The following is a 26,875-nucleotide window of genomic DNA, read 5'->3' as shown; positions in this document are numbered from 1 at the left end:
TTATAATAAAAAAGTTTAACAAAGTAAAAGTATTTTAAAAAAAATGTTTTTTTTGAAAAAAATTGTGGGATTTTACATCTTTATTTTGTATAATTTAACTTTTATTTAAAATACAAAAAAGGCTTTGAATGAAAAATTTTATATTTTTCACAACTTTATCCTTAGTGCTTAGCTTTTTACTTTTTACAAATAATCCTTTGCATAAAGATTTTTCAAACTCAAATTTTATTTTAAATAAAAAAAATGAAGAAAATAAATACATATTTCACACAAGATATTTTACTAAAGATAAAGAAGATAAAACTGCAAGCCTTCACTCACACTCAAGCTCTTTAACACATACTAAAAAAGGAAATATGCTGGTTTTTTTTGCTGGGACAAGAGAAGGTGCAACTGATGTAGCTATATATCAAATCTTTTTAGATGATTTAAATTCAATGAAAAATCCTAAAAAAATTTTAGATTCATCTATGCTTTCTGATATGAGTGGCAAATTTATAAAAAAGCTTGGTAATCCAGTAGTCTTTACAGATTTAAACGGAAAAACTCATCTTTTTGTTGTCGGAGTTAGTCTTGGAGGCTGGGCTACTTCAAAAATTTATCATCTTGCTTTTGATGAAGAAGTAGAAAAACTACAATATAAAGAAGAGTTAAAACTAGGGCTTATAGCGAATTTATCACATCTTGTTAGAAATAATGCTGTTTTAATGCAAGATAATCAACTCAATCAAAGTGGTTTTATGCTGCCTATATATCATGAATTAGCCAGAAAATATCCACTTTTAGCATATTTTGATGAGAATGGAAAATTCTTATACGCAAAAAGGATAAATTCTCTTAAAAATCAACTTCAACCAAGTATGACAGTATTAAATGAAAAAGAAATTTTGCTTTCTTTTAGAAATTACAATACTTATGATAATACTTTATTTTTGCAAAAATGCGATATAAATGCAAAGTGTGAAAAACCGTTTGAAACAGGGCTTAAAAATTACGACAGTGCGAATTTGCTCTTTTCATTTTACCAAGACAAAAAATTACATACATTTTTAATACAAAACAAAAGCGATGATGAAAAAAATCGTCGTAAAGAGCTTGTAATATACGCTTTAAACGGCAAAAAACTTTGCGAAATTTATACCTTAGATAAATCTCAAGAAATCTCCTATCCTAGTGTGTTGATAGAAAATTCTATGCTTTACACAAGCTATACATACGATAGAGTTAAAATAGGGCTTAATATCTTGCCATTAATCTTTCTAGCTCAAGCAAATTTAAAGGATAAGCCTTGTTTTTAACAGCTAGTGCATTTTTTATAAGTCTTTTGTTGTGTGTGGATAAGATTTTATCTAAAAAAATGTATAAAATTTTAGTTTTTACCATTATAGGTTTAGCAAGCATCGTGCCATTTTACAAGAGTGATTTTGGTGTTTATTATTCGTTTTTAGAGCTTTTGTATTCTTTTTTTGATGAGCCGTCTATATTTGCAGTGCTTTTGCTTTGTTTTGCATTGCTTAAAAAAATTCTAAATATCACAAGCAAATTTAATCCCTATGCTTTTATTTTTTTAAGCCTTATAATAGCTTTAGTATTTCTTATAAATTTAAACTTAATAAAAATAGATACAACAAATATAAATTTAATCTTTTTAGATTCTATTTTTGCATTTGTTTTCTTAGTCTTGCTATATATTTTTGATAAAAATATGGCTTACATAGCTTTAATATGCGTTTTTATATCTTGGTTTTTAGATAAAAATATTTTTAATGTCTTATTTTGTGTATATATTTTCATATTTTCTATAGTATTTAGCTCGTTTTTTCTGATAAAAAAATTCATAAAAAGGTGTAAAAGTGCAAAAACAAAGCTTTAAATCCCTACTATATCAATGTTTTATATTTTTCTTTTTCTTGTATTTTTTATTTTTTGTTTTAAGACTTTTATTTTTTTTATATATTGGAGTGTATCAATCAGAGCTTGGCGAAGCTAGTCTTGATGATATATTTAAAAGTGCATATAATGCCTTTAGATATGATGGGCAGATTATAGGGGCTTTGGCAGTTTTGTTTTTTTTGCTAAGAATTTTTAGTTATAAAATAGCAAAATTTTACGCATTTATAACAATCTTAATAACTGTTTTTGTAAATATAGCCAACATAGGCTTTTATGAAATTTATAAAGATGTTTTTAATGCTACTTTACTTGGCTTGGTGTTTGATGATAAAAAAGCTATATTTGATACAGCATTAAGCGGAGATTTTAATCTTGGCTTTAAATTTTTAATATGGCTTATTTTAAGTGTATTTTTTTATATTATTTTAAAATTTTTACTACAAATTTCAAGCTTTGATGAAAATAAAAAATCATATATTAAAAATTTTGCTCTCTTCATAATCTTTGCACTGCTAAGCACATTTGCTATAAATTCAACATTTGGTTTTAAAGGCATATCGCTTGGAAAAGAGCTTGTGCCTGTAGAAAACATTTTCTTAAGAAAAACCACCTTTGGAAGCTTTAGGGATTTGTTTTATGTATTTAAGGCTTACAAACAAATTTATAATTCAAATTTTAAAGATTATATAGATGAAGATCCATTACAAGTAGCCAAAGCGTTTGTTAAAGATAAAAATATCTCCGAACAAAACTCAAGCATAAATTTGTTAAAAGCTTTAGAACATACAGTGAAAAATCCTTCTCACAAAGAAGTAAAACATATATTTTATTTGATAGCAGAGTCTTATTCTGCTTGGCATTTTGATGAGGAATTTGATGAGTTAAATTTAAGCTCTGCTATGAAAGAACTTTTAAAATCTCCTCACGCTTTTAAGGCTAAAAATTTCTTGCAAGACGCATCTGGCACTATAAAAAGTTTAGATGTTCAAATCAGTGGTCTTTTGCAGTTTGAAATACCTTTAAATTTATCTGTTGGAAAAAGCCCTGTTTTTGAGACGTCTCCGGGCTTTATATTTAAAAAGTTAGGGTATAAAAATTATTTTTACTACGCTGGTTCTGGGACTTGGCAAAGGATAGATGCTTACACTGCATCTCAAGGCTTTGATAATATTTTTTACAATACAAATATAATAAATTTTGCAAAGGAGAATGGATTAAAAGCTCCTTTTGCAAATGCTTGGGGAGCCTATGATCACCATTTATATGATTTTATAAGAGCAAATACTAAAAAAGACGAAAAAACCTTTTCTATGATTCTTAGCACCTCATATCATCCTCCACACGATGTCCCTCTTGAGCAATTTGACATACCGTTTGATAAGATAGATTCTTTTATAGAAAAAAATAAAAACAAAATTGCAAATAAAGAATTAGCAAGAAAGGTTTTATCGCATATATATTATCAAGATAAGCAAATAGCAAATTTTATACAAAAAACCTCCAAAGAATTCCCTGATAGCCTTTTTGTGGTAACGGGAGATCATTATGATATGAAATACATATATGGAGCTGAAAGCTTAAACATAAGAAATCAAATTCCATTTATACTTTATGCACCCAGCCTAGACTTTAGCACAGTTTATGAAAGTGGTTCTCACATCGATATAGTGCCTAGTATAGTAAATTTAGTAGCAAAAGATGGTTTTAAATATTCTAGTTTTGGAAAGGCTATGCTAAGCACAGATAAAACCTCATCTTTGCAAAATAGAGATAGAATTTTAGGATACTTAGCTAGTGCAAACGACCGTTTTATTACCGATTCATCTAGCATAGAATATTTTAAAGATAAGCAAAAGCAAGAAAAGGATTTAGAGTTAGCCAAGGATCTTATGAAAGATTTAAAAAGAGCTAAAGCACTTTCTTGGTGGATTTTTTATAATGGCTATGAGCTTTACGAGGATAAACTTGATAAATATTGAAATTTTAAGTCAAATAAAAAAAGAGCTAAAAGATACACAAGAAAGCTCTTATAAGCATTTTGCAAAACAAGGTTCTTTTGCCTTGTATTATTCTAAAGATGTAGATTATTTTGTAAAAAAGGCGTATGATATAGTGCTTGAAAACTTTTTTGAGGACTTTTTACCAAACAATGTGCCATTTTGCATATGTGCTAGTAAGTCTTATGCCTCATTTAAGCTTTGTCCAAAACAAGAGCTTCCTTTACTTTTTATCTACAAGGATTTAAAAGCTTATAAAATAAGGCAGATTATAAAGGCTATAATAAGCTTACTAGGGGATTTAGGATACGTGATGTCATACGAGATAAAAGAATTATCCGCCTTTGATAATGATGTAATAAATTTTAATCTAGTAAATACTCGCTTCTTGTGCGGGTCTAAACTTATATTTAAAATTGCAAAAACAAAGATAGATGAGATAAAAAAACAAAAAGATTACATAAAAACTATGTGTGAAAAAGAATTTAATCTTAGTAAAATTCCTTTTATAAGACAAGAATTTAACATAAAAAAAGATTTCGGCGGACTTTCTTTTATATATATGCTAGATATTATATTTAAACTTTACAAAGATAAAATAAGTGAAAATTTTGATGAGGATATACTTAGCAAACTTAGACTTTGTAGTGATTTTTTGCTGTCTTTAAGCTCTGCTATGAATTTGCAAAACGACAAAGAAAGTGATATTTTTTTATTAGAACAAATGGACGAATTAAGCACGGTATTACTCATAAAAAGCAAAAAAAACAAAAGTGCAAAAGAAGTGCTTTTAACAAGGGCTATGTCAAATTTGCATTTCATAGGCATTTTTTGCTCTTACGTGTTTTCTTTGCTTGATAGCAATGAAAAAAAAATTTATGAAAATTTAAGTCTTACTAAACTTATGCAAAGACTTTGCGAATACAAATCAAAAGAGGAATTTAAAGCATATATGGCTTTTGAGATTAAGAAAATAGATTTTGACAAAGATGAACTCTTGCTTTGCTATGAGTATTTTTTACAGCTTTTATATAATGATAATTCATTTTACACCTTAAAACTCCTACTTGATAGTGATCTTCTAAAAGAATTTTTAAAACCCTTTTACAACATACGTTTCTTAATAGACTTTGAAAGGGAATTTAGCCTATGTGAAAATGCTTTTTTATGCTTAAAGACTTACGAGGAAAATTTAAGCGAATTTAAGGATTTAAACTTAAGCAAAGATGAAACAATGATTCTAAAACTAAGCATACTTTTAAGCTCTTTAAGAGAGGAAAATGAGCTTTCATTAGCAAATGTTTTTAGATCTTATTGTGCAAAACTTGATTTAGATATGCAAACAGTGGAATTTGGGCTTGTATTTTGCAAAAATTACTTTCTTATGAGAGAGACTATTTTAAAAGAAGATATTTACAATGAAACAGTAATTTTTTCACTTACTTCAAAGCTTAAAAATGAGAGATTTTTAAAAATTTTACATAAACTAAGCCTTATAAGTGCTATAGCCTTAAAAGAAAATAACAGTTTTTTTATAAGAAATTTAAATGAACTGCTTAAAAACTGTCTTGAAGCCTTAAGTGATGAAAATTTTTTAGATGAAAGTTTTAGAAGAGTTAAAAAAGAGCAAATTTTAAAAAGAAGCAAAATTTTTACAGAACTTGATGAAAATATGCAAGATAAGATAAGACATATAAAATCAAATTTATTTTTTATTAAACATAACAATGATGAAATAGTAAATATAGCACTTTTGGCAAGAAAGGGGGAAAATTTTATACTAAACATAGAAGAAAATTTTTGCTTGGAAGTATTTGCGAATCGAGATTTAAGAGTGGCTAATATACTAAAGGCTCTATCTAATTTAAATTTGATTAATATGAGTTTTTATGAACTTTTTGATGAAAAAATTTACATAAAATTTATATATGATAATCTTATAAACAAAGAGCAAAAGGATAAAATTTATGAGCTTTTAAAAGAGTGCTTAAAAACAAATTTTAAAATGACTAAAAAACCGACCATTAAAAAAGATGAGCTAAAATTTGACCTTGCTTATTCTAAAAATTATGTTAAATTAAATTTAAATAGCAAGGACACGAAGGGCTTAATGGCTTTTGTTATGGATATTTTTGCTAATTTTGGCATAATACTTAGTGAAGCAAGAATAAAAACGGTTAGACAAAGGACTAGAAATACCTTTATCTTTGAAAAAAATGAGCTTTTCTTACAAAAAAAAGATGAGTTTATAAAATCTTTAACAAGCGAGTAAAAATGTGTGGTATAGTTGGTTACATCGGTTCTAGGGAGAAAAAAAATATTATCTTAGAAGGCTTAAAAGAGCTAGAATACAGAGGCTATGATAGCGCTGGATTAGCTGTATTAAAAGACAAGGAGCTTGATTTTTTCAAGGCAGTTGGAAAGCTTGAAAATTTAGCTAATAAATGCGAAGCTTTTTCTAGCGAGGGCTTTGGTTTTGCAATAGGACACACAAGATGGGCAACGCACGGAAAACCTACTGAAATAAATGCTCATCCGCATCTTGGAGAATATTCTTGTGTTATACATAATGGAATCATAGAAAATTATAAAGAAATAAAAGAAAAGCTAGAAAAAGAAGGTATTAGCTTCTTAAGTCAAACAGATACCGAGGTTATAGTGCAGCTTTTCGAGTATTACGCTAAAGATATGGACGCTTTTGATGCATTTAAAAAACTTGTATCTGAATTAAAAGGTGCTTTTGCTACCTTGCTTATCTCAAAAAAAGAACCTACAAAGGTATTTTTTGCAAAAAATGCAGCACCTTTAATCATAGGGAAAAACGCAGATGAGACATTTTTTGCTTCAGCAGATGCCGCTTTAATAGGTAAAGTTAATGATGTAATATACCTAGAAGATGTAAGTTATGGCTATGCAAGCAAGAATGAATTGCTTATATATGAAAACGATATACTAAGAGCAAATACCTTTGTTAAACTGCCTAGTGATAAAGCTTATGCTCAAAAAGATGGTTTTAGATTTTTTATGGAAAAAGAAATTTATGAGCAAAGTAATGTATTAAGCGAAGTTTTAATGGGACGTATAGAAGGCGAGGAAATTATATTTGATGAGCTTAAAAATGAAAATTTAAAAGATGTAGAAGAGCTTAGCATTTGTGCTTGTGGGACTAGCTATCACGCAGCTTTGTCTTCTTCTTATCTTTTTAATAGACTTTCTAAGGTAAAAACTTCTGTTGAAATAGCTAGTGAATTTAGGTATAAAGACGGTATAGTAAAAGAAAATTCTTTATTTGTAGTTATATCTCAAAGTGGAGAAACTGCCGATACATTAGAAGCTTTAAAAATAGCTAAGCAAAAGGGTGCAAAAACGGTAGCAATTTGTAATGTAGATAATTCTAGCATAGTGCGTTTAGCGGATTATTCTATATTAACAAGAGCTGGTATTGAAAAAGGCGTGGCATCTACAAAGGCTTTTGCGACACAAATTTTAACACTATGGATGTTGGCAATCTTTATAGCTCAAAAAAAGGGTTTTGATATGAATAAAGAGCTAAAAGCACTAAGACATATACCAAAAGTAGCACTTGTTACTCAAAAACTGCACGATAAAGTTCATAGACTTTCAAAAAGATATCTTGATGGACACGGATTTTTCTTTATAGGAAGAGATGTGTTTTACCCACTTGCCTTGGAGGGAGCTTTAAAGCTAAAAGAGCTTTCTTATTTGCACGCTGAAGGATATCCAGCAGGAGAGATGAAGCACGGACCTATCGCTCTAGCAGATAGTAAGCTATATACCATAGCCTTGATGCCTGAGCTTTGCCTTTATGACAAAACCAAATCAAACGTAGAAGAGCTTATAGCAAGAGATTCTACCGTGCTTTGCATATCTCCTAATGAATTTGAATTAAGCGATGATTTCATAAAGACAAATAAACAAGAGCATTTTATGTGTGAATTTTTTGAAATGATGATAATCGTTCAACTTTTAGCTATGGAAATTTCTATAAGGCTTGGAAACGATGTAGATATGCCAAGAAATTTGGCAAAAAGCGTTACCGTTGAATGATAAATCTCGATAATAATCTTAGAGCTTTATCCCTTATAAAAAGCTCTATTTTAGATGATTTATATAAGATAAATATACAAAATTTTGACCTTTTAAAAGATGAATTTGGTTTAAATGTAAATTTTAAAGGGAAAATGCTTTATAAAAATGCAAATGAAGAGCTTTTAAGCTCTTTAAATTTCTTTAATGATAACTGCACTTTATATCCGGTTTTATTTTTTTATGGGCTTGGTTCTGCCGCTCTTTATAAGCTTTTGCTTGAAAATGAAAATTTAAAACATCTTATAATCTTTGAAAAAGAACTAGAGCTTATAAAGCTATGTTTGTGTTTTTTTGATTTTAGCAAATATATATGCGAACAACGGTTGATAATTATAAATTCTTTTGATGATGGTGAAATATCTAAAATCTTTGAGATAGAAAATATAATCTTAGCCCATAAAATTTATAAACTAAATATACATAGCTATTTTTATGAAACAAATTTTAAAGATGATATAAATAATTTAAATTTAAAGCTTATTTCTTTTATGAAAAACAAGGCATTTTCTTATGGAAATGACTATAAAGACGCTCTTGCTGGTATAAAAAATACTATCTTAAATTTAAATGATATGCTGGAAAATCCACCGATAAGACCTTTTTTAAAGGAAAATAAATTTAAATTTAAAACAGCGATAATAATATCCACCGGACCATCCTTAGAAAAGCAATTGCCTCTTTTAAAAGAAGTGCAAAACAATCTTATAATTTTTTGCCTTGATTCAAGCTATAGCATACTTTACGAGCACAATATAATCCCTGATTTTGTATTTTCTTTAGAAAGAATACCTTTAAGCTCTGAATTTTTTAACAACGACTATAAAGAATATGACAAAAATATTATATTTATCATATCAGCATTGACCCACCCAAACACTGTAAAATATCTTAAAAGAAATAAACGAAATTTTATCCTAGCACTTAGAGCCTTACATTTTAGCACATCTTTAAAACTTGATGACTTTGGCTATCTAGCAGATGGATTAAGTGTTGCGAATATGGCTTTTGAAATGGCTTGTGTGCTTAGATTTGAAAATATCATTTTAATAGGGCAAGATCTTGCTTATAGCGAAGATAAAAATTCTCATAGCAAAAATTATATATATAAAAATTTGCATAAAAATGATTATGAAAGAGATTTTAATCACTATGAATGCGAAGCTTATGGCGGCAAAAAAACCGTGCAAAGCTCTTTTGTCTGGACGCTTTTTAGAAAAATTTTTGAAAAAGATATAGCCTTAGTTAGCTCAAAACTTGGCATAAAAGTATATAATGCCACAGAGGGCGGAGCAAGGATAAATAATTCTATAGAAAAACCTTTTAAAGAGTGTTGTGAAAAGCTTTTAAAAGAGGATCTTAAAAAAGAATTTTTTACTGTAAAAAACAATGAAACGCAAATAAAATCCTTAAAAAAGAAAGCTAAAAAGAGGATAAAAGAGCTTTTGCAAATTCAAAATACCTTTTTAAAAGATTTTCAAAAATGCAAAAAAGATGATATAAAAAATTTGGAACTATTAATGCTTAAGCTTAGAAAAAGTGAATTTTTTTCAGAGCTTTTTTTGCCTCTTTATTTTGAAAAGGCAAGTGAGCTAGTAAAAATGAAAGCTCTTGATTTTAATGAAAAAGACGTAAAAGAACTTTTAGAATCTTTTTTTAAAGAATCTTTAACTTTGCTTTCTTTGCAAGATGAGCTTTTGACAAATTATTTAAAGGATAGGCTTTGAAATTTACACAAGAACAAAAGGATATGTTTAGAAAAAACATAGATGCAATACAGGTAAAATCTTTTAAAGATAAGATCTGTGCTATTAAAAAACCTAATTTATACAAGGTTGTTTTAGGCAAAGATCCTTTAGATATAAATTTTGTAGATTTAAGAGATAATAAAAAAATATACAAAAATCCTATTAAAGATTTAGAAGATATGCTTAAAAAATATGATGTAGAGTATAGATACTATAAAGTTTTAACCTTTTACGGTTTTGGAAACGGTCTTTTGTTTAAAGGGCTTTTGCAAAATCCTAATCTAGCTCATATCTTGGTCTTTGAAAGAGAAATAGAAATACTTTTTTTAGCATTTCATTTTGTGGATTTTTCAAAAGAATTAAAAGAAAACAAAATAATAATAAGTTTTTCTAAAGAAGCTACTTACAACTCTTTGCTTCCTTTATATAATCACAAATCTTTATTTTATTTTTACAGCAGAACGTATTTTATGGATATAACAACTGTGTATTATGAAAAATTTGAAGAAGAAATTTTGTATTTAAATAGACTAGTTAGCACGGCCATTAAGAATTCTATATTAATGAATGGAAACGATCCTTATGATGCCTTGCAAGGAATTTCACAGTATGTTTTAAATTTAAAAGATAAGCTCACAAACTCAAATTTTAAAGATTTTTTAAGGCTTAGAAAAAATACAAGCAAAACAGCTATCATAGTCTCAACGGGACCATCTCTTATAAAACAACTCCCACTTTTAAAACAGTATAGAGACAAAGTAGTGATATTTTGTGCTGATTCTGCTTATCCTATACTTTATAAATACGCAATCAAACCTGATTATGTATCTATGCTTGAAAGAACTGAAATAACAGCTGAATTTTTTAATCACGATTTTGGTGATTTCGATGAAGATATAGTGTTTTTACCTTATACTATTGTCCATCCAAACGCCTATAAATATTTAAATAAATATAATAGAAAATATATATCTATAGATAAATTACTAAGTTTTCAATTATATATGAATTTAACAAAATACGGTTATATAGATTATACTATATCGGTAGCTCACTTAAATTTTATAGTAGCTTATATGCTTGGAAACGAAAATATAATATTTATAGGGCAGGATTTAGCCTATGCTGATAATGGAAATTCCCACCCTGATGAGTATCAAAACAGTGCTACTTATGAAAGTTCATTATATACTCCTTTTGATATAGAGGCTTACGGTGGTAATAAGCTTGTTAAAACACATACTATTTGGAAATCTTTTAAAGATTCCTTAGAAACGCTAACAAGCAGTTTGTGTAATAAAATCAAAATTTATAATGCAACAGAAGGTGGTGCTAGGATAGAACATACTATAGAAAAGCCTTTTAAAGAATGCTGTGAGGAGCTTTTAAAAGAAGATATTCAAAGACCTTTTGTAAAAATTCCACTTCCTAGCAAAAAACAAGAAGATGAGCTTATGCTAAAGGCTTATTTTAGGGTATATCTTTCTGCTAAACACTGTGAAAAAGAAGAAAAGAATATGAATGAAAGACTAAGCATTTTAAGCGAAAAATTACAAAAATATAAAAATGCCGATAATTTAAAAGAATTTGAAAAAGATATGGAAGATGAAATAAATAATATTGATAAATTAAGGCAATTTATGTTGGACGATAAAGAATTTTTTGATATATATGAACTATTGCAGCCATTAGCAAATCAACTGATGCTACATCTTGCTAAATGTTACACTCTACCCGTAAGAGATGAAAACGAAAGACTTGCAAAAATGTATTTGATATTTAAAGAAAATGTGCTTTTTGCCGATTATTTTAGAGGTGCTGTAAAAGAGCAAAAAAATACACTTTTAAGGGATATAAAAGTGCTTGAGGAAGAACTTTTAAAAAGAGGCTTTGAAAAAAGGTTGTTAAAGATCAAAGCTCGCTCTGAAAATATCATAAACAAAGATGGGGGGGGGGCTTTAAAAATTATGTTTAATTTTTTACTAAAAAGACTTTTTAATAAAAAAAAAGACGGTTTAATATAATATAAAAGGATGAAAAATGGAAAAAACAGATATTTTTGACAAGAATTTAAACAGTATGAGAGCTAGATTTTATGAACCCTTAGTTAAAAAATTAAAAAAGATGAAAAATACTAAAAAATTTGAGCCTTTTTTTGACTTGTATGAGCCTTTAAATTTAAATATCACAGAGCTTAAAACAAAAGAAAAGATGTATGCTAAACCATTTGAAGAGCTAAAAGAAAGGATAGAAGAAATAAACAAAGAAAAAGCTAAATTTCCTATGCTATTTTTTTATGGTATTGGAAATGGGCTTTTATATAAGGCTTTGCTTCAAAATAAAAATTACAAAAGAATAGTAGTATTTGAAAAAGAAATAGAGCTTATATTTATAGCTCTTTGTCTGGTTGATTTCAGTGAGGATTTATACAAGGCTAGACTTTGTTTAGTAAATAGTCCTCAATACGACGGTGCTAGGGCTGACTTTTTATTTACATCTAGGGAAATAAACCTGCTTTATCGCTCATATCATTTAGAGCTTAACTGTTCTTTTTACGAAAAATACAAAAAAGATATTTTACATATAAATTCTATCAATAAAAATACAATGATATCAAATTCCTTAAAAAGAGGAAACGATGCAAAAGATGCTTTAATAGGCATAAATCATTTTATAAAACACCTGCCAAAAATGCTTACTCACGCTTCTTTAGAGGAGCTTATAAAAAAAAGAAAAGGCAAAGCAGATACTGCTATAATAGTAGCAACAGGACCAAGCCTTGATAAGCAACTTCCACTTTTAAAAAAGTATGCAAAAAAGGCTAGTATTTTTTGCCTTGATGCTTCTTATCCTATATTGCACGAACATGGTATCAAGCCTGATTATGTATTAACCTTAGAAAGAGTGGTAGCCACATCAGAATTCTTTGATAATGACTTTGGCGACTTTGATAAAAACGTGCTTTTTGTAGCACTAGCCTTAACCAATCCAAAAACTATAGAATACCTAGAAAGAAATAAAAGAGAGTATATATTAACTCCAAAAACTCTGCCATTAGCAATGGATATGGATTTTAAAGAATACCAAAGCCTAACGGGAATGTCAGTTTCTCATATGGCTTTTTTACTAGCTACAAGATTAAAACACAAAAATATCATTTTTATAGGGCAAGATTTAGCATTTGGCAAAGATGATAAGGGGCATTCTAAGAATTACTCAAGAGGGGAAGAAAAATCAAAACAAGAAACCAACCGTCTGGCAAAACACACGGTCAAAGCTTATGGTGGAGTTGGGACTGTAAAAACCACAGAGGTTTGGTTTCTTTTTAAAAACATTTTTGAACCTATGTTTGAAAGGGCTAAACAAAATTTTAATATTTACAACGCAACAGAAGGTGGTGCTAGGATAGAACATACCATAGAAAAGCCTTTTAAAGAATGCTGTGAGGAGTTATTAGGCAAAGATTTAAAAAAACCATTTGTAAAAATAAAACCTTACAAAAGAGAACACCAAAATAAACTCCTTTTATATGCTTACAAAAAAATAAAAACCTATCAAAGAAGAGGAGAAAATCTAGCAAAAGAATGCAGAAGAGTGTCTAAACAAATGACTTATTTTATAAATCCTCAAAGTAAGCAAAATGCGAAAAATAAACCCAGCCTTACTTCTGTATATCAAAATTTAGATAAGATTAAAAATAAACTTGGCACTAAAAAATACGCCTTTTTAGGAGAGGTTTTAGGTCCTAATTTACATCATTATGAAAGCTCCTTAGCACCGCTTTATCTTCAAAATGTGCTAAGCGAAGCAGATAAGCAAAACAAAATGGTAGCTTGGATTTACGCTCACGAAGCTTGGGTTGATGAAGTGCATAATCTAACCTTACTTCAAAATGGAGTTTTCAAAGCAGCTATAGTGCCGCTAAGGGAATTGCTAGAAAAAAGAAAGTTGATTTAACTTTTATAAAATATTTTATTTCCTTGTAAAAAAGTTAGAAAAAGTGTAAAATTATACCTTATACATAAATTCAAAGGTATATAAATGGACTTAATATCTTTAGTTCTAACACTTTTTTTTGTAAGCTTGGTGGCGTATTTTATTTTAAAAAACTACAATCCCATCTTTATTTTCTTTTTTTCGGGCATAGTTATTTTAATATCAGCTTTTTATCTAAACGGCACATTGATCCCTACAACAAAAAGGGCTTTAGAAGATATTACATTTATAACAAATTTGCTAGATTCTTTTGCATTTATAACAGATAGTTTTAAGAAAAACTTAGCAGGAGTTGGACTTGTGATAATGTCAGTAGCTGGTTTTGCTGCTTATATGAAACACATAAACGCATCATCAAAATTAGCATACATAGCAAATAAACCTCTTGGCAAAATCAAAAATAAATACCTAGTTTTAAGCGGAACTTTCGTGGTTGGAATGGCATTAAAAATAGTCATTTCATCATATGCTGGGCTTTTAATACTACTATTAGCTTGTATTTATCCTGTATTAATTACCATAGGGATTAGACCTTTAACAGCAGTTTCTGTGCTTTCTTTAATAGCGATTGATTACGGTCCAAAGGACGCAAATTCTATAAATATGGCAGCTATGGTTGGCGAAAGCGATAATGTTATAGGTTTATTTTTAAATTATCAAATTTACACAGTTATAGCCTACGTAGTGGTTATAGCACTTGTCATACCTTTTTATTATAATTATATAGATAAAAGAGATGAGGCTAAAAAAACAGATGATGTAAAGGTTGAAATACCTGAAATAAAAGATCCAAAATGCCCATTATTTTATATATTTTTACCTTGGCTTCCAATAGTTTTTTTATTTTCTGCTTATTTTTTAAATGTAAAACTAGACGTAATCACTGCAAATTTTTTAAGCATTGCCATAGTATTTACAATAGAATTTATAAGGCACAAAGACGGAAAAAAGCTTGGTGAAGATATAATGGTTATATTAAAAGCTATGGCTGATATTTTTATAACAGTTGTATCTATAATAATAGCAGCAGGGATATTTGCAGAGGGCATAAAGGCTCTTGGAGGAATTTCTATATTAGCTTCTGCTGTATCAAATATGGGAGCATCAGCTATCATACTAAGCATAACAGTTTTAAGCTTTTTGGTATATTTTGCCTCTGTAATAATGGGCTCTGGAATAGCCGCTTTTAATGCATTTGGCAAACTAGCTCCTGATATAGCGACAAAGCTTGGCATACATCCTATGGTTTTAGTTTTACCGATAGAAATAGCTTCTTGCTTAGGACGTGCTACCTCGCCTATATCTGGCGGAATTTTAGTTTTAGCAGGTTATGCAAAGCTAAGTCCTATGAGTATAGTTAAAACAAGCACTCCTCTTTTATTACTTGGAATGCTTGTTAATATACTAGTAGCTTACTCTTTTACCATTTTTTGATATAATTTATCCTAAAATTTACAATAAGGAGAAAAAATGCCATTATTAGATAGTTTCAAAGTCGATCATACTATTATGCCAGCACCTGCCGTGCGTTTAGCAAAAACTATGCAAACTCCAAAAGGAGATACTATATCAGTATATGATCTTCGTTTTTGTGTGCCAAATAAAGAAATTTTATCAGAAAAAGGAATCCATACTTTAGAACATTTATTCGCCGGATTTATGAGAGAACACTTAAATAAAGACGGAGAAGTTGAGATCATAGATATATCTCCTATGGGCTGTAGAACCGGCTTTTATATGAGTCTTATAGGAAAACCTAGCGATGAAGATGTAAAATGTGCTTGGGAAAAAAGTATGAAAGATGTATTAAATGCAAAAGAGATACCAGAAGCAAATGAATACCAATGCGGAACTTGCAAAATGCACTCTATCAACGAGGCTCAAGAAATAGCACAAAAAGTTTTAAATTCAAAAATAGGCATAATGGACACTCAAAAACTGCTGCTGAAAGACTTCGCTTAAATAAAGGAATTTCTTTTTTTTGAGATTCCTAACTTTCTAAAAACTAGCTTTTAAGCTAGTAAAAAAAATAAAATGTTAAAATAGATCAAAATATTAAGTAGGACAAGATGAATTACAAAAAATATCACAGAGGCTATTATATGCCGCCTAAAGAAAGTTTAAAGTGGAGTAAAAAGGAATTTATAGACAAAGCTCCTATTTGGTGTAGCGTGGATTTAAGAGACGGGAATCAAGCCTTAATCACACCTATGAATTTAGAAGAAAAGTTGGATTTTTTTAAGCTCTTGGTAAAAATAGGCTTTAAAGAAATAGAAGTTGGATTTCCAGCAGCATCAGCTACAGAATTTGACTTTGTAAGAAAACTTATAGATGAGGATCTTATCCCAGATGATGTAAGCATACAAGTCTTAACGCAAAGTAGAGAGCATATCATAAAAAAAACATTTGAAAGCTTAAAAGGTTGCAAAAACGCCATAGTGCATTTTTACAACTCGACCTCTTTTGCACAAAGACAACAAGTCTTTAAAAAGAGCAAAGATGAAGTAAAGAAAATAGCTACAGATGGGGCATTATGCGTAAGAGAATTAGCAAAACAAACACAGGGAAATTTTCGTTTTGAATACTCGCCAGAAAGCTTTACAGGCACAGAAATTGACTATGCTTTAGAAGTTTGCAATGAGGTTATTGAAATTTTAAACCCTAGCAAAGAAAAAAGTATGATTATTAACCTACCTGCTACTGTTGAAATGAGCTTACCACATATATACGCTTCTCAAATCGAATTTATGTCAGAAAATTTAAATAAAAGAGATAGTGTGCTAATTTCCTTGCACCCACACAATGATAGAGGCTGTGCTGTGGCTGCTGCTGAACTTGGAGTTTTAGCCGGTGCTGATAGGATAGAAGGAACTCTTTTTGGAAATGGCGAAAGAACAGGAAACGTAGATCTTATAACATTAGCTATGAATTTGCATACACACGGAATCGATAATAAGCTTGATTTTAGCGATATACCAAGCATAGCGAATTTGTATGAAAGAGTCAGCAAGATGAGCGTATATGAAAGACAACCATACTCCGGAAAACTTGTATTTGCAGCTTTTTCTGGTTCTCATCAAGACGCTATAGCTAAAGGTATGGCTTATCATAAAGAAAATTCACTTTCTACTTGGACTGTGCCATACTTGCCAATAGATCCAAAAGATCTTGGAAGGGTTTATGAAAGTGATGTGATAAGGATAAATTCACAAAGTGGCAAGGGTGGAATTTCTTATATATTAAATCAACATTATAAAGCCGATTTGCCGTCTATTTTAAAAGAGGAATTTTCATACCATATAAAAGATATTTCAGACAAAGCTCAAAAAGAATTAAACCCAAATGAAATTTGTGAAATTTTTGAAAGAGATTTTGTAAATCTTACAAGTCCGCTTGAAATTTTAGACTATAATTTTAACAAAAAAGATAGTATGCAAGTTACGCTAAATTTAAGTTTTAATGGAGAGAAAAAAACTAAACAATCACAGGGAAATGGTCGTCTTGATAGTATAGCATCTGCCTTAAAAGAAGTGCTTGATATAAATTTTGAAATTTTAGACTATAGCGAGCATTCCTTAAAAGAAGGATCAAAGTCTCAAGCAATATCTTATGTGTATGTGGATTTTGAAGGAAAAAAAATGTTTGGTGTAGGCATTGATGAGGATATCATCGCTGCCTCTATAAAAGGTTTAACAAGTGCCATAAATAGGGCTTTAAAAAAGGAAGGATAAAAAATGTCTATGACAATGTCGCAAAAAATTTTAGCAGACCGTGCAGGGCTTAAAGAAGTAAAAGTTGGGGATTTGATAATGGCAAAACTTGATATGGTTTTGGGTAATGATATAACAACTCCGGTTGCGATAAATGCATTTAAAAAAGCCAAATTTACTCAAGTTTTTGATAAAAATAAAATCTCTTTAGTAATGGATCATTTTGCTCCAAACAAAGATATAAAAGCAGCCACGCAGTCTCAACAATGTCGCTGCTTTGCAAACGACTTTGATATAAAACATTACTATGATGTTGGAAATATGGGGGTAGAACACGCACTTTTGCCAGAACAAGGCATAGTTACCATTGGAGATTTAGTTATTGGTGCTGATTCTCATACTTGCACTTATGGAGCTTTAGGTGCTTTTTCTACAGGAGTTGGCTCTACTGATATGGGTATGGCTATGGCTACTGGAGAAGCTTGGTTTAAAGTGCCATCTGCACTTAAATTTAACATAACAGGTAAGCTTAGAAAAAATGTAAGCGGAAAAGATGTAATACTTCATATAATAGGCTTAATAGGCGTTGATGGTGCAAGATATAAAAGTATGGAATTTAGCGGTGAGGGGCTTAAAAATCTTACAATAGATGATAGGCTTTGCATTGCAAATATGGCTATAGAAGCAGGTGCTAAGAATGGAATTTTTGAAGTAGATGATGTAACTATCGAGTATGCAAAAGGTAGAACTTCTAAAGAATTTAGAATTTATAAAGCTGATGAAGATGCAGAGTATGAAAAAGTGTATGATATAAATTTAGATGAGATAGAACACACAGTAGCCTTTCCACACTTGCCTGAAAATGCCAGAACCAAAAAGGATTGGGGAGATATAAAAATAGATCAAATCGTAATAGGCTCTTGCACCAACGGTCGCCTTAGCGATATGAAAGCAGCTTATGAAATTTTAAAAGGTAAAAAAATCGCTAAAAACACTCGCTGTATTATAATACCAGCCACACAAAATATTTACCTAGAATGCATTAAACAAGGCTATCTAAAAACTTTTATAGAAGCAGGTGCAGTAGTATCAACACCAACTTGCGGACCTTGTCTTGGCGGACATATGGGTATCTTAGCAGCAAATGAAAAATGCGTATCAACAACAAATAGAAATTTTGTAGGTAGAATGGGACATGTAACAAGTGAAGTTTATCTAGCTTCTCCCGAAGTTGCCGCAGCTAGTGCCATAACAGGTAAATTAAGCTCACCAGATGAAGTTTTATAAGGAGAACTTATGAAAGTAAAAGGTTTTGTGCATAAGTATAATGATAATGTAGATACAGATGTTATAATACCCGCTAGGTATCTAAATACAAGCGATAATAAAGAATTAGCCTCGCACTGTATGGAAGATATAGATAAAGATTTTGTTAAAAAGGTAAAACCGGGCGATATAATGGTTGCTGGATATAATTTTGGTTGTGGCTCAAGCAGAGAACACGCCCCTATATCCATAAAAGAAAGTGGAATTTCTTGCATTATAGCAAAAAGTTTTGCTAGAATTTTTTACAGAAATGCCGTAAATATAGGTCTAGCTATAATAGAATCAGATGCAGCAGATGAGATAGATGACAAAGATGAAGTAGAAATTGACTTTAGCAGTGGAACTATCACAAATTTAAGCAAAAACAAAACTTACAAAACAACTCCTTTTCCATCATTTATACAAGAAATAATAAATGCAAATGGCTATGTAAATTATATAGCACAAAAAAAGGATAAAAGGTGAAAAAAAATATAGCCGTAGTAAGAGGCGATGGAATAGGCGTTGAAATCATAGAAGAAGCATTAAAACTGCTAAAAACAGTAGCTAAAATTTACAAGCACGACTTTTCTTTTAATGAAGTTTTAGCAGGTGGTTGTGCCATAGATAAAACAGGACAGTGTTTGCCTGATGAAAGCTTAAGAATTTGCAAAGAAAGCGATTCGGTGCTGTTGGGTGCTGTTGGTGGTTTTAAATGGGATAATGAAGTAAGCACAAATAGACCAGAACAAGCCTTGCTTAGAATAAGAAAAGAATTAGGATTGTTTGCAAACATACGCCCTGCTTTTTTGTTTCCTATGTTAAAAAATGCCTCTCCCTTAAAGGCTGAAATTTTAGAACAAGGCATTGATTTGATAATAGTTAGAGAATTGACAGGTGGGGTTTATTTTGGAGAACATAAAACCAAAAAGATAGAAAATGAACTTGTAGCAAGCGATGATATGACTTATAAAGAAAGCGAAATAAGACGTATAGCTAAAGTTGCTTTTGATATAGCTAAAAATAGAAAAAAAGAGCTTATTTCAGTTGATAAGGCAAATGTTCTTGATAGTAGTCGCCTTTGGAGAAAAATAAGCGAGGAAGTGGCAAAAGAGTATAAAGATGTAAAACTAAGTCATATGTATGTAGATAATGCGGCTATGCAGCTTTGTGCTAGACCTTCACAATTTGATGTAATTTTGACTGAAAATATGTTTGGAGACATTTTAAGTGATGAGGCAAGTATCATAACAGGTAGCATAGGAGTTATACCCTCTGCATCTCTAAATGAAACCAAACAAGGTCTTTACGAGCCAATTCATGGCTCAGCACCAGATATAGCTGGACAAAACAAGGCAAATCCTATAGCTACTATACTAAGTGTGGCTATGATGCTAAGACTTTCTTTTGAGCTTGAAAAAGAGGCAAAAGCCATAGAAGATGCAGTGCAAAAAACTTTAAACCAAGGCTTTAGAACAGCTGATATAATGGATAAAGACTCTACCTTGCTAACTTGTTCGCAAATGGGAGATGAGATAATTAAAAATCTATCTTAGGATAAGAAATGAAAAATGACAAACTTACTTTAAGTGCGTGTATTTTAGTAAAAAATGCACAAAAGCACATAAAAGAATGCCTAGAAAATTTGCAAGATTTTGACGAAATCATCTTGCTTGATAATGAAAGTAGCGATGATACCTTAAAAATCGCTCACGATTTTAACAAAGAATATAAAAATTTAAAAATATATCAAAGCGAATTTATAGGCTTTGGTGCCTTGAAAAACTTAGCTATTTCTTACGCTAAGAACGAATGGATATTTAGCATAGACAGTGATGAAATCTTAGAAAAAGAGTGTTTAAACTACCTAAAAGACTTCTTTTCTAAAGCTGTAGATGAGAAAACTATCCTAGCCCTACCCCGCAAAAATCTATACAAACAAGAATGGATAAAGGCTTGCGGCTGGTATCCTGATTATGTTACACGCATTTTTAATAAAAATTATACAAAATTTAACAACAACCTAGTGCATGAAAGCGTGATAGTGCCTAAAGATTCAAATTTTAAAAAACTTGATTTTGGCGTGAAGCATTATACTTGTTCTGGAATAGAAAGCATAGTAACAAAGATGAATTTATACACAAGTCATTCAGCTAAAGAAAAATTTAAAAACTCCAAAAAAACATCTTTTAGCTCTGCTATATTGAGATTCTTTGTAAGCTTTACTAAGGATTATTTCTTTAGAAAGGGCATATTTTATGGATACAAAGGCTTTATAATTTCATTTATGAATGCACAAGGTTCTTTCTTAAGATACGCAAAGCTCTATGAGTTAAATAAAGATGAAGAAACTGTTAATAAGCTCTAAAGACATAAGCTCAAATGGCGGAGGAGAGAGGGTCGGTGCAAATTTAGCCAATGAGCTTTGTAAATACTATGAACTTGAAGTTGTAAGTTTTTTTAAAGAAAACGAAAATTTACATTTTGAAATAAATTCAAAATTAAAAATAAAATATCTATCAAATATAAAAGCAAAAAATGCCATTTATAAGTTTTTTATGAAAAGTATTTATAGGTATTTTTTAAGCTTAAAACTTTGTATGTTTATAAAGAAAGAAAATTTTGATTTTATTTTAGCAAACGATGGTTTTTTTGTGCCTTTTTTTAAAAATAAACATACAAAATATATTAGATTGTGGCATTTACAAGCACCAAGAAAGAAAAAGAAAATTTTTGATAGTTTTGATGATATAGTGGTATTATCAACAAAAGAACTTCTTACTTGGGAAAAGTATCATAAAAATATAACGGTAATACCAAATTTTTTAAACACAATTCCAAACAAAGAAACAAATCTAAGTCAAAAAGCAATTATAAGCGTAGGTCGTATGGATAGAGGAGATCAAAAAGGATTTTTTAGATTATTAGATATTTTTAGCTTAGTTTTAGACGATAAAAGTTTGCAGGAATGGAAGCTTTGTATAGTAGGTGATGGAATTTTAAGAAAAAGTTTAGAAGAAAAAGCTGAAAAATTGGGGATTATGAAAAATGTGGAATTTAAAAATTTCACAAAAGACATAGAAAAAGAATACTTATCGGCTAGCATTTACGCTATGACGAGCCATTTTGAGGGCTTTGGTATGGTTTTAGCTGAAGCTTGTAGCTATGGTTTGGCCTGCATTGCCTTTGATGTAAAATCAGGACCAAGTGATATAATTAATGATAAAGAAAGTGGCTTTTTAATAGAAGATAACAATATAAAAGATTTTACTGCAAAGCTTAAAATTTTAATGAAAGATGAAAGTCTAAGACATAAATTTAGCAAGAATGCAAAAAAACAAGCCCTTAAATTTGAAAAAGAAAATATTATAAAAAAATGGCTTAAGATTTTGACATAAAAGCCCACTCTTTTCTTAATATCTAGAAAACAAACACTTGGCTTAATAAATTTGTAATTAATTGCTAGCGTTATTTTCTTTGGTTTTATTATCATCTACTCGCTTTATTAAAAGTGTAAGCTCTGATGCTTTTTGAGGTTGCATTTTAGAAAGAACTCCTGAAATTTTCCTAGGTTCTAAAGATAAGATGATTTTTGTGGCTTCATCACCATCCATTTGAGTTAAAACATCAGCTATAGCACTTTCTTTCATAGATGAGTAAATTTCTTTTATTCTACCGTCTGTTTTGCTTTCTATCGCTTTTAAATTTTCTTCGCTTTGTTTTAAGATTCTTTCATTATCAGCTTTTAACTGCTCTATTTTTTTCATAGTTGCATTCAACTCCGCTTCTTTTTTCTCTAAAGCTTGCATTTTCTCCCTTTGCAAAGCCTCAAAAGAAGCTCTATAAGCCTCTAATGCCTGTTTAGCTTCATCATATTCTCTAGTTTTTAATTCAAGTTCTTGTCTTTTATTTTCTAAAACCCTTTCTTCATTTGCAAAAGCAAACAAGAAAAAACTTAACATAAAAACAATTTTTTTCATGTTTTTTTCTCTCCATAAACATACCTACTAATAGCTATTTCATCTATAAATTTCTCTTCTTCTTTTTTAATCTTTTCTTTTATTTTTTTTAATTCTTCGCTTTCTAGGTATTTTATCTTTTCATATTCAAGATTTGCTCTTTTATACAACATTTGATAATGCGATACTTCTTTGTTGCTAAGAATAAGTTTCTCTTTTTTATTTTCTTTAAAGGCTCTAGCTACTCCTAAAATCTCAAGACTTTGTTTTAAATTTTGAACAGAACCAGAACTAGGCAGAGAAAGCTCCTCGCACTGCCTAGAAGCTAGTTCAAATTCAAGCTCATTTTGCCTTAATCTAGCTCTAGCCTTACTTAAATTTGATTCTGCTTTATCTAAATTTTGTTTTTGTATCTTCAAAACTGAGCTGTATTTTGTTTTCACAGAACTATAGTATCCTCCCTTTCTGGAGAAGTTGATATATATTTTATCTTAGTTTTAATAAGCTCTTCTATGCGAGATATGTATTTTTTAGCATTGCTTGGCAAGTCTTTAAAATTTCTTACACCAGCACTTTTATCCCAGCCATCAAATTCCTCATATATAGGTTTTGCATTCTCTAAATCATTTGGAACAAAACTTACCTCTTCTCCATTATATTCGTATGCCTTGCAAATTTTTACAGTTTTAAACCCGTCTAAAACATCTAATTTCATCAAGGCTAATTCATCAAGCCCGTTTAATCTTGAAGCGTATCTAACTGCTACGGCATCAAAGTGTCCGCATCTTCTAGCTCTACCTGTGCTTGTGCCAATTTCATTGCCTATTTTAGATATTTTTTGTCCATATTCGCCTGTATCCTCACTAGGAAAAGCACCATTTCCAACTCTTGTAGTATAAGCTTTTGCTACGCCTATAACCTTACCACTATCTTTAGAATTTAAACCAAGCCCATTTAAAGCACCGCAACTTGTTGTGCTAGAGCTAGTTACAAAAGGATATGTCCCGTGATCTATATCTAGCATTGTCCCTTGTGCGCCTTCTATTAAAATCTTTTTATCTTTTTCCAAGGCATCATAAAGCATAGAAGTGGTATCTTTTATAAAAGGTTTAAAAAAATCACAATACTTTTGCAATTCTGATAAAAGCTCTTTTTTATTTGGTTTTTCTATATCAAATGCTTTAAAAATGGCTTCATTCATTTCAAAATCAGATATGATATCATCACAAAGCTTATTAGGATTCAAAAGCTCAAATACCCTATGACCAACACGCAAAATTTTATCAGCATAGCAAGGTCCTATGCCTCTACCTGTAGTGCCTATGGCATTTTTGCCTCTCATTTTTTCTCTAGATATATCCATAAGGCTATGGTATTTCAAATTTAAGTGAGCCTTTTGGCTTATAAAAAGCCTTCCTTTAAGGTCTTCAAAAGCCTTCATCTCTTCTGTTAAAGCTTCTAAAGAAATAACAACCCCGTCTCCTATTATATTTACACAATTTTTATGCAAAACACCAGAAGGTATAAGATGAAGTGCGTATCTTTTTCCATTAGCCCATATGGTATGTCCTGCATTATGACCTCCAGCACTTCTGCATACAAAATCATAATCTCTGCAAAGCCTATCTACTATCTTGCCTTTGCCTTCATCTCCCCACTGAACGCCAATGATAATATCAGCACCCATTTATTCTCCTGATTTTTCTTTTATAATTGTTTGTTTAGGATACACGAAAATGCTTTCTCTAAGCACTGATATATTTTCTTTATCATCGTTTGCATAAGCTTTGATAGTAATATGTAAAATCGTATCCTTACTATCATCGTTTGCTAACTCGCTATTTGCTTTTAAAACTACTATTTGTTTAGCTTGCTCCCCAGCTTCTAATTTAAAAGCTTTTTTAGGTCTTAAAATTTCTAGCTTTTCATTACTATCTTTAACAGTAGCCTCAAAATAATATTCGTGAGCTTTATTGTCAGTGTTTTGGAATAAAAATACATAAGAATTACTTATCTCTAAACTACCGTCTATTTTTTTATTTATATTATAAAGTTCGGTGCTTCTGTTTATATTTAAAAGCATATTTTCTTTTTTTGTAGTCATTGTTAAAAGGGCTATAAAAACTACAGCCAAAACGACTAAATAAGCAACGGTTCTAAATCTAAAATATTTAACCTTCCTGCCAGTGTTTATAGACTGTGAGCTAGTCCATTGTATAAGACTTGGTCTATTTAGCTTATTTTGCACGACAGAACAAGCGTCAGCACATTCTAGACAATTTATACAGTCAAGCTGCATACCCTGCCTTATATCTATGTGAGTAGGACAAACTGTTACACAGGCTTCACAGCCTATACATTCTCCTTGAGGTGGCTTTTTGTGTAGTTTTGTTTTTCCATCAAATATCACACCTCCTCTTTTTTCATCATATACAACTTGCACTGTATCGTGATCAAACATAACAGATTGTATCCTAGCATAAGGACAAACATATACACAAAATCTCTCTTGTATATAAACAACATCAAATGTTAAAAATAAAGAGGCACAAAATAAAATTCCAAGCAATAATAAGTGTTCTGCTGGGTTTTGCAAATACAAAAAGAAATCTTCAGGTGGGACAAAATACCATAATAAATTACTTGTAGCTATTAAAGACAATACGTAAAATATTAAAACAGCTAGTATTTTTTTAAACATATTTCCCGGATATTCTTTTTGTTTGTCCTTTATATTTTTACGAATTTTTAATAATTTTGTTTGTATCAAATCCCTATAAATAACTCTAAATATAGTCTGAGGACAAGCCCAAGCACACCAAATTCTACCGGCTAGAGTTGTTACAAAAAATATAGTTAAAAAAAGACCTATCAACACAAAAGGCATTAAAAAAAGCTCTTGTGTGCTAAAGGAAACAAAAAGCAAATCAAGCTTTTTGTGATCAAAGCTTAGCAAAAAAAAGTGGTTTCCATTTATACGAACAAAAGGTAATATCAAAGCCAATACAGCAATAACTCCGTAAGTTATGTATCTTTGTTTTGTGTAATTTGTGATTTTTCCTTGCATAGTATCTCCTTTAAAATTAGATTGTAGCACATTTCACATTAATAAGCAAGATTTTAAAAACAAAGAAAATTTTTTAAACAAATTTCAAACATTTCAATGCAAATTTAAAAAACTTTGTTCTGTTAAAAAGAGGCTTTAAATAGCTTTAGCTTTGTATTTTTAAATTCACTAAAGCCTGATAAATAAACTATCTAGATTTAGAATTTAAAAACACAGAAAATATTATCAAACAAAAAGCAAATATATCAACAAAGCTGTAAGTAGTGCCAAGAAACAAAAATGTCATAAAAGCAGCTGCTACCGGCTCTATACAAGCTATCATACTAGCTTTTAATGCTCCTATTATCTCTAATCCTTTTAAATACAAGCTAAAAGCTAATATAGTCCCTACAAATACTATACCAAACATGGTTCCATACTCTAAAAACGTAAAATTGTAACTTGGAATTTTGCCTAATAAAAGTATAAAAAGAATTATAGCACCTATTAAAGAAGCATAAGCCATAACAAAAATAACGCCATATTTTAGCATTATTTTTCTAGCACCTAAAGAGTAATACACTACACCAAAAGCAGAGAGTATCCCCCAAAATAATCCCCAAAAATTAAGCTTTTGCAATGAAAATTCTCCTTTAAAAGCTAAAAAAAACATAGCAATCAGCAATATAACAAGAGCCAATACATCTAATTTTTTAGGTAAAATTTTAGATTTTAAACAAATAATAAGCATTATAAAAATAGGTGCTGAATACTGAATCATCGTAGCTGTACCAGCATCTATATAAGCTATGGCTTTAAAATAAGCAAACTGTGTTAAAAGTAGTCCAAAACAAGCAAATAAAAGCAAAGACAAAACTTCTTTTTTATCTCTAAAAATACGCATATTATTTTTAGTAGAAGAAAATAAAGCTAGTATTAAACCTGTTAAAAACAATCTATAAAAACTTACCCAATCAACACTATATCCCTTTTTAAATAAAGACTCAGCCATAACTCCAGAACTAGCCCAAAACAATCCACCTAAAATGACTAATAAAACTCCAAATTTATAGCTTCTTTTCATAAAACTCCTATAATTCAAGACAAATTATAG

General features: G+C 30.1%; 21 protein-coding genes. 16 read left to right on the top strand and 5 right to left on the bottom strand.

Annotation, left to right across the window (positions count from 1 at the left end):
* The first annotated feature begins 128 nt into the window (after window positions 1–128).
* The 16 genes from Q0J35_RS00310 to Q0J35_RS00235 all read left to right on the top strand — a co-directional run bounded on the left by Q0J35_RS00310 (window position 129) and on the right by Q0J35_RS00235 (window position 22,154).
* Window positions 129–1,298, top strand: coding sequence for a sialidase family protein (locus Q0J35_RS00310; protein WP_297191907.1), 1,170 nt, complete (start codon window positions 129–131; stop codon window positions 1,296–1,298).
* The gene (locus Q0J35_RS00305; protein ID WP_297191905.1) at window positions 1,289–1,873 is read left to right on the top strand and encodes a hypothetical protein; all 585 of its coding nucleotides are present in this window, start codon (window positions 1,289–1,291) and stop codon (window positions 1,871–1,873) included. The genes Q0J35_RS00310 and Q0J35_RS00305 overlap by 10 nt, the downstream gene beginning before the upstream one ends.
* Window positions 1,854–3,872 (top strand): alkaline phosphatase family protein, encoded by a 2,019-nt coding sequence (locus Q0J35_RS00300; RefSeq protein WP_297191903.1) that lies wholly within the window; start codon window positions 1,854–1,856, stop codon window positions 3,870–3,872. The genes Q0J35_RS00305 and Q0J35_RS00300 overlap by 20 nt, the downstream gene beginning before the upstream one ends.
* Window positions 3,859–6,162 (top strand): nucleotidyltransferase, encoded by a 2,304-nt coding sequence (locus tag Q0J35_RS00295; RefSeq protein ID WP_297191901.1) that lies wholly within the window; start codon window positions 3,859–3,861, stop codon window positions 6,160–6,162. Before Q0J35_RS00300 ends, Q0J35_RS00295 begins: the two co-directional genes overlap by 14 nt.
* 2 nt (window positions 6,163–6,164) lie before the next feature.
* Window positions 6,165–7,958, top strand: a complete 1,794-nt coding sequence (gene glmS / locus Q0J35_RS00290) for a glutamine--fructose-6-phosphate transaminase (isomerizing) (protein WP_297191898.1) — start codon at window positions 6,165–6,167, stop codon at window positions 7,956–7,958.
* Window positions 7,955–9,724, top strand: coding sequence for a 6-hydroxymethylpterin diphosphokinase MptE-like protein (locus tag Q0J35_RS00285; protein WP_297191897.1), 1,770 nt, complete (start codon window positions 7,955–7,957; stop codon window positions 9,722–9,724). The genes glmS and Q0J35_RS00285 overlap by 4 nt, the downstream gene beginning before the upstream one ends.
* Entirely contained in the window at window positions 9,721–11,769 is a 2,049-nt protein-coding gene (locus tag Q0J35_RS00280; RefSeq protein ID WP_297191895.1) for a motility associated factor glycosyltransferase family protein, read from the top strand. The genes Q0J35_RS00285 and Q0J35_RS00280 overlap by 4 nt, the downstream gene beginning before the upstream one ends.
* Window positions 11,770–11,785: 16 nt before the next feature.
* A complete protein-coding gene (locus Q0J35_RS00275; protein ID WP_297191893.1) occupies window positions 11,786–13,702 on the top strand; it encodes a motility associated factor glycosyltransferase family protein in 1,917 nt (638 codons plus the stop codon).
* Window positions 13,703–13,786: 84 nt separating this feature from the next.
* Window positions 13,787–15,175, top strand: a complete 1,389-nt coding sequence (gene dcuC, locus Q0J35_RS00270) for a C4-dicarboxylate transporter DcuC (protein WP_297191891.1) — start codon at window positions 13,787–13,789, stop codon at window positions 15,173–15,175.
* A gap of 36 nt (window positions 15,176–15,211) precedes the next feature.
* The gene (gene luxS, locus Q0J35_RS00265; protein WP_297191889.1) at window positions 15,212–15,703 is read left to right on the top strand and encodes an S-ribosylhomocysteine lyase; all 492 of its coding nucleotides are present in this window, start codon (window positions 15,212–15,214) and stop codon (window positions 15,701–15,703) included.
* A gap of 107 nt (window positions 15,704–15,810) precedes the next feature.
* Window positions 15,811–17,472: a 2-isopropylmalate synthase gene (locus tag Q0J35_RS00260; protein ID WP_297191888.1), complete on the top strand. Its 1,662-nt coding sequence runs from the start codon at window positions 15,811–15,813 to the stop codon at window positions 17,470–17,472.
* A gap of 3 nt (window positions 17,473–17,475) precedes the next feature.
* Window positions 17,476–18,738 carry a 3-isopropylmalate dehydratase large subunit gene (leuC, locus tag Q0J35_RS00255; protein ID WP_297191887.1) on the top strand — a complete coding sequence of 421 codons (1,263 nt, stop codon included), beginning with the start codon at window positions 17,476–17,478 and terminating at the stop codon, window positions 18,736–18,738.
* 9 nt (window positions 18,739–18,747) lie between these two features.
* A complete protein-coding gene (gene leuD, locus Q0J35_RS00250) occupies window positions 18,748–19,242 on the top strand; it encodes a 3-isopropylmalate dehydratase small subunit (RefSeq protein ID WP_297191885.1) in 495 nt (164 codons plus the stop codon).
* Window positions 19,239–20,312: a 3-isopropylmalate dehydrogenase gene (leuB, locus tag Q0J35_RS00245; protein ID WP_297191883.1), complete on the top strand. Its 1,074-nt coding sequence runs from the start codon at window positions 19,239–19,241 to the stop codon at window positions 20,310–20,312. The genes leuD and leuB overlap by 4 nt, the downstream gene beginning before the upstream one ends.
* Before the next feature lie 8 nt (window positions 20,313–20,320).
* Window positions 20,321–21,124, top strand: coding sequence for a glycosyltransferase family 2 protein (locus Q0J35_RS00240; protein ID WP_297191881.1), 804 nt, complete (start codon window positions 20,321–20,323; stop codon window positions 21,122–21,124).
* Window positions 21,099–22,154 (top strand): glycosyltransferase family 4 protein, encoded by a 1,056-nt coding sequence (locus Q0J35_RS00235; RefSeq protein WP_297191879.1) that lies wholly within the window; start codon window positions 21,099–21,101, stop codon window positions 22,152–22,154. Before Q0J35_RS00240 ends, Q0J35_RS00235 begins: the two co-directional genes overlap by 26 nt.
* Window positions 22,155–22,211: 57 nt before the next feature.
* Here the strand turns inward: Q0J35_RS00235 and Q0J35_RS00230 are convergent, their stop codons facing one another.
* The 5 genes from Q0J35_RS00230 to Q0J35_RS00210 all read right to left on the bottom strand — a co-directional run bounded on the left by Q0J35_RS00230 (window position 22,212) and on the right by Q0J35_RS00210 (window position 26,845).
* Complete coding sequence (locus Q0J35_RS00230) at window positions 22,212–22,718, bottom strand: MotE family protein (protein ID WP_297192811.1); 507 nt, start codon at window positions 22,716–22,718, stop codon at window positions 22,212–22,214.
* Window positions 22,719–22,732: 14 nt separating this feature from the next.
* Window positions 22,733–23,158, bottom strand: coding sequence for a flagellar FliJ family protein (locus Q0J35_RS00225; RefSeq protein WP_363315687.1), 426 nt, complete (start codon window positions 23,156–23,158; stop codon window positions 22,733–22,735).
* Window positions 23,155–24,402, bottom strand: a complete 1,248-nt coding sequence (locus tag Q0J35_RS00220) for an adenylosuccinate synthase (RefSeq protein ID WP_297191875.1) — start codon at window positions 24,400–24,402, stop codon at window positions 23,155–23,157. The genes Q0J35_RS00225 and Q0J35_RS00220 overlap by 4 nt, the downstream gene beginning before the upstream one ends.
* Window positions 24,403–25,782, bottom strand: a complete 1,380-nt coding sequence (gene ccoG / locus Q0J35_RS00215; RefSeq protein WP_297191873.1) for a cytochrome c oxidase accessory protein CcoG — start codon at window positions 25,780–25,782, stop codon at window positions 24,403–24,405.
* A 187-nt stretch (window positions 25,783–25,969) separates the two neighbouring features.
* On the bottom strand, window positions 25,970–26,845 hold the full coding sequence (locus tag Q0J35_RS00210) for an EamA family transporter (protein WP_297191871.1): 876 nt from the start codon (window positions 26,843–26,845) through the stop codon (window positions 25,970–25,972).
* Window positions 26,846–26,875 lie beyond the last annotated feature (30 nt).

This window comes from uncultured Campylobacter sp. (assembly GCF_944323605.1).
GTDB lineage: Bacteria > Campylobacterota > Campylobacteria > Campylobacterales > Campylobacteraceae > Campylobacter_D.
The sequence above is the reverse complement of the archived record's forward strand: the minus strand, read 5'-3'. Positions and strand labels throughout refer to the sequence as shown.

Bases quoted from the DNA above. Each gene is read 5' to 3' on its own strand.
- Q0J35_RS00310 (WP_297191907.1), top strand. From the start codon at position 129: ATGAAAAATTTTATATTTTTCACAACTTTATCCTTAGTGCTTAGCTTT.
- glmS (WP_297191898.1), top strand. From the start codon at position 6,165: ATGTGTGGTATAGTTGGTTACATCGGTTCTAGGGAGAAAAAAAATATT.
- Q0J35_RS00285 (WP_297191897.1), top strand. From the start codon at position 7,955: ATGATAAATCTCGATAATAATCTTAGAGCTTTATCCCTTATAAAAAGC.
- Q0J35_RS00275 (WP_297191893.1), top strand. From the start codon at position 11,786: ATGGAAAAAACAGATATTTTTGACAAGAATTTAAACAGTATGAGAGCT.
- dcuC (WP_297191891.1), top strand. From the start codon at position 13,787: ATGGACTTAATATCTTTAGTTCTAACACTTTTTTTTGTAAGCTTGGTG.
- luxS (WP_297191889.1), top strand. From the start codon at position 15,212: ATGCCATTATTAGATAGTTTCAAAGTCGATCATACTATTATGCCAGCA.
- Q0J35_RS00260 (WP_297191888.1), top strand. From the start codon at position 15,811: ATGAATTACAAAAAATATCACAGAGGCTATTATATGCCGCCTAAAGAA.
- leuC (WP_297191887.1), top strand. From the start codon at position 17,476: ATGTCTATGACAATGTCGCAAAAAATTTTAGCAGACCGTGCAGGGCTT.
- leuD (WP_297191885.1), top strand. From the start codon at position 18,748: ATGAAAGTAAAAGGTTTTGTGCATAAGTATAATGATAATGTAGATACA.
- Q0J35_RS00240 (WP_297191881.1), top strand. From the start codon at position 20,321: ATGAAAAATGACAAACTTACTTTAAGTGCGTGTATTTTAGTAAAAAAT.
- Q0J35_RS00235 (WP_297191879.1), top strand. From the start codon at position 21,099: ATGAAGAAACTGTTAATAAGCTCTAAAGACATAAGCTCAAATGGCGGA.
- Q0J35_RS00230 (WP_297192811.1), bottom strand. From the start codon at position 22,718: ATGTTAAGTTTTTTCTTGTTTGCTTTTGCAAATGAAGAAAGGGTTTTA.
- Q0J35_RS00220 (WP_297191875.1), bottom strand. From the start codon at position 24,402: ATGGGTGCTGATATTATCATTGGCGTTCAGTGGGGAGATGAAGGCAAA.
- ccoG (WP_297191873.1), bottom strand. From the start codon at position 25,782: ATGCAAGGAAAAATCACAAATTACACAAAACAAAGATACATAACTTAC.
- Q0J35_RS00210 (WP_297191871.1), bottom strand. From the start codon at position 26,845: ATGAAAAGAAGCTATAAATTTGGAGTTTTATTAGTCATTTTAGGTGGA.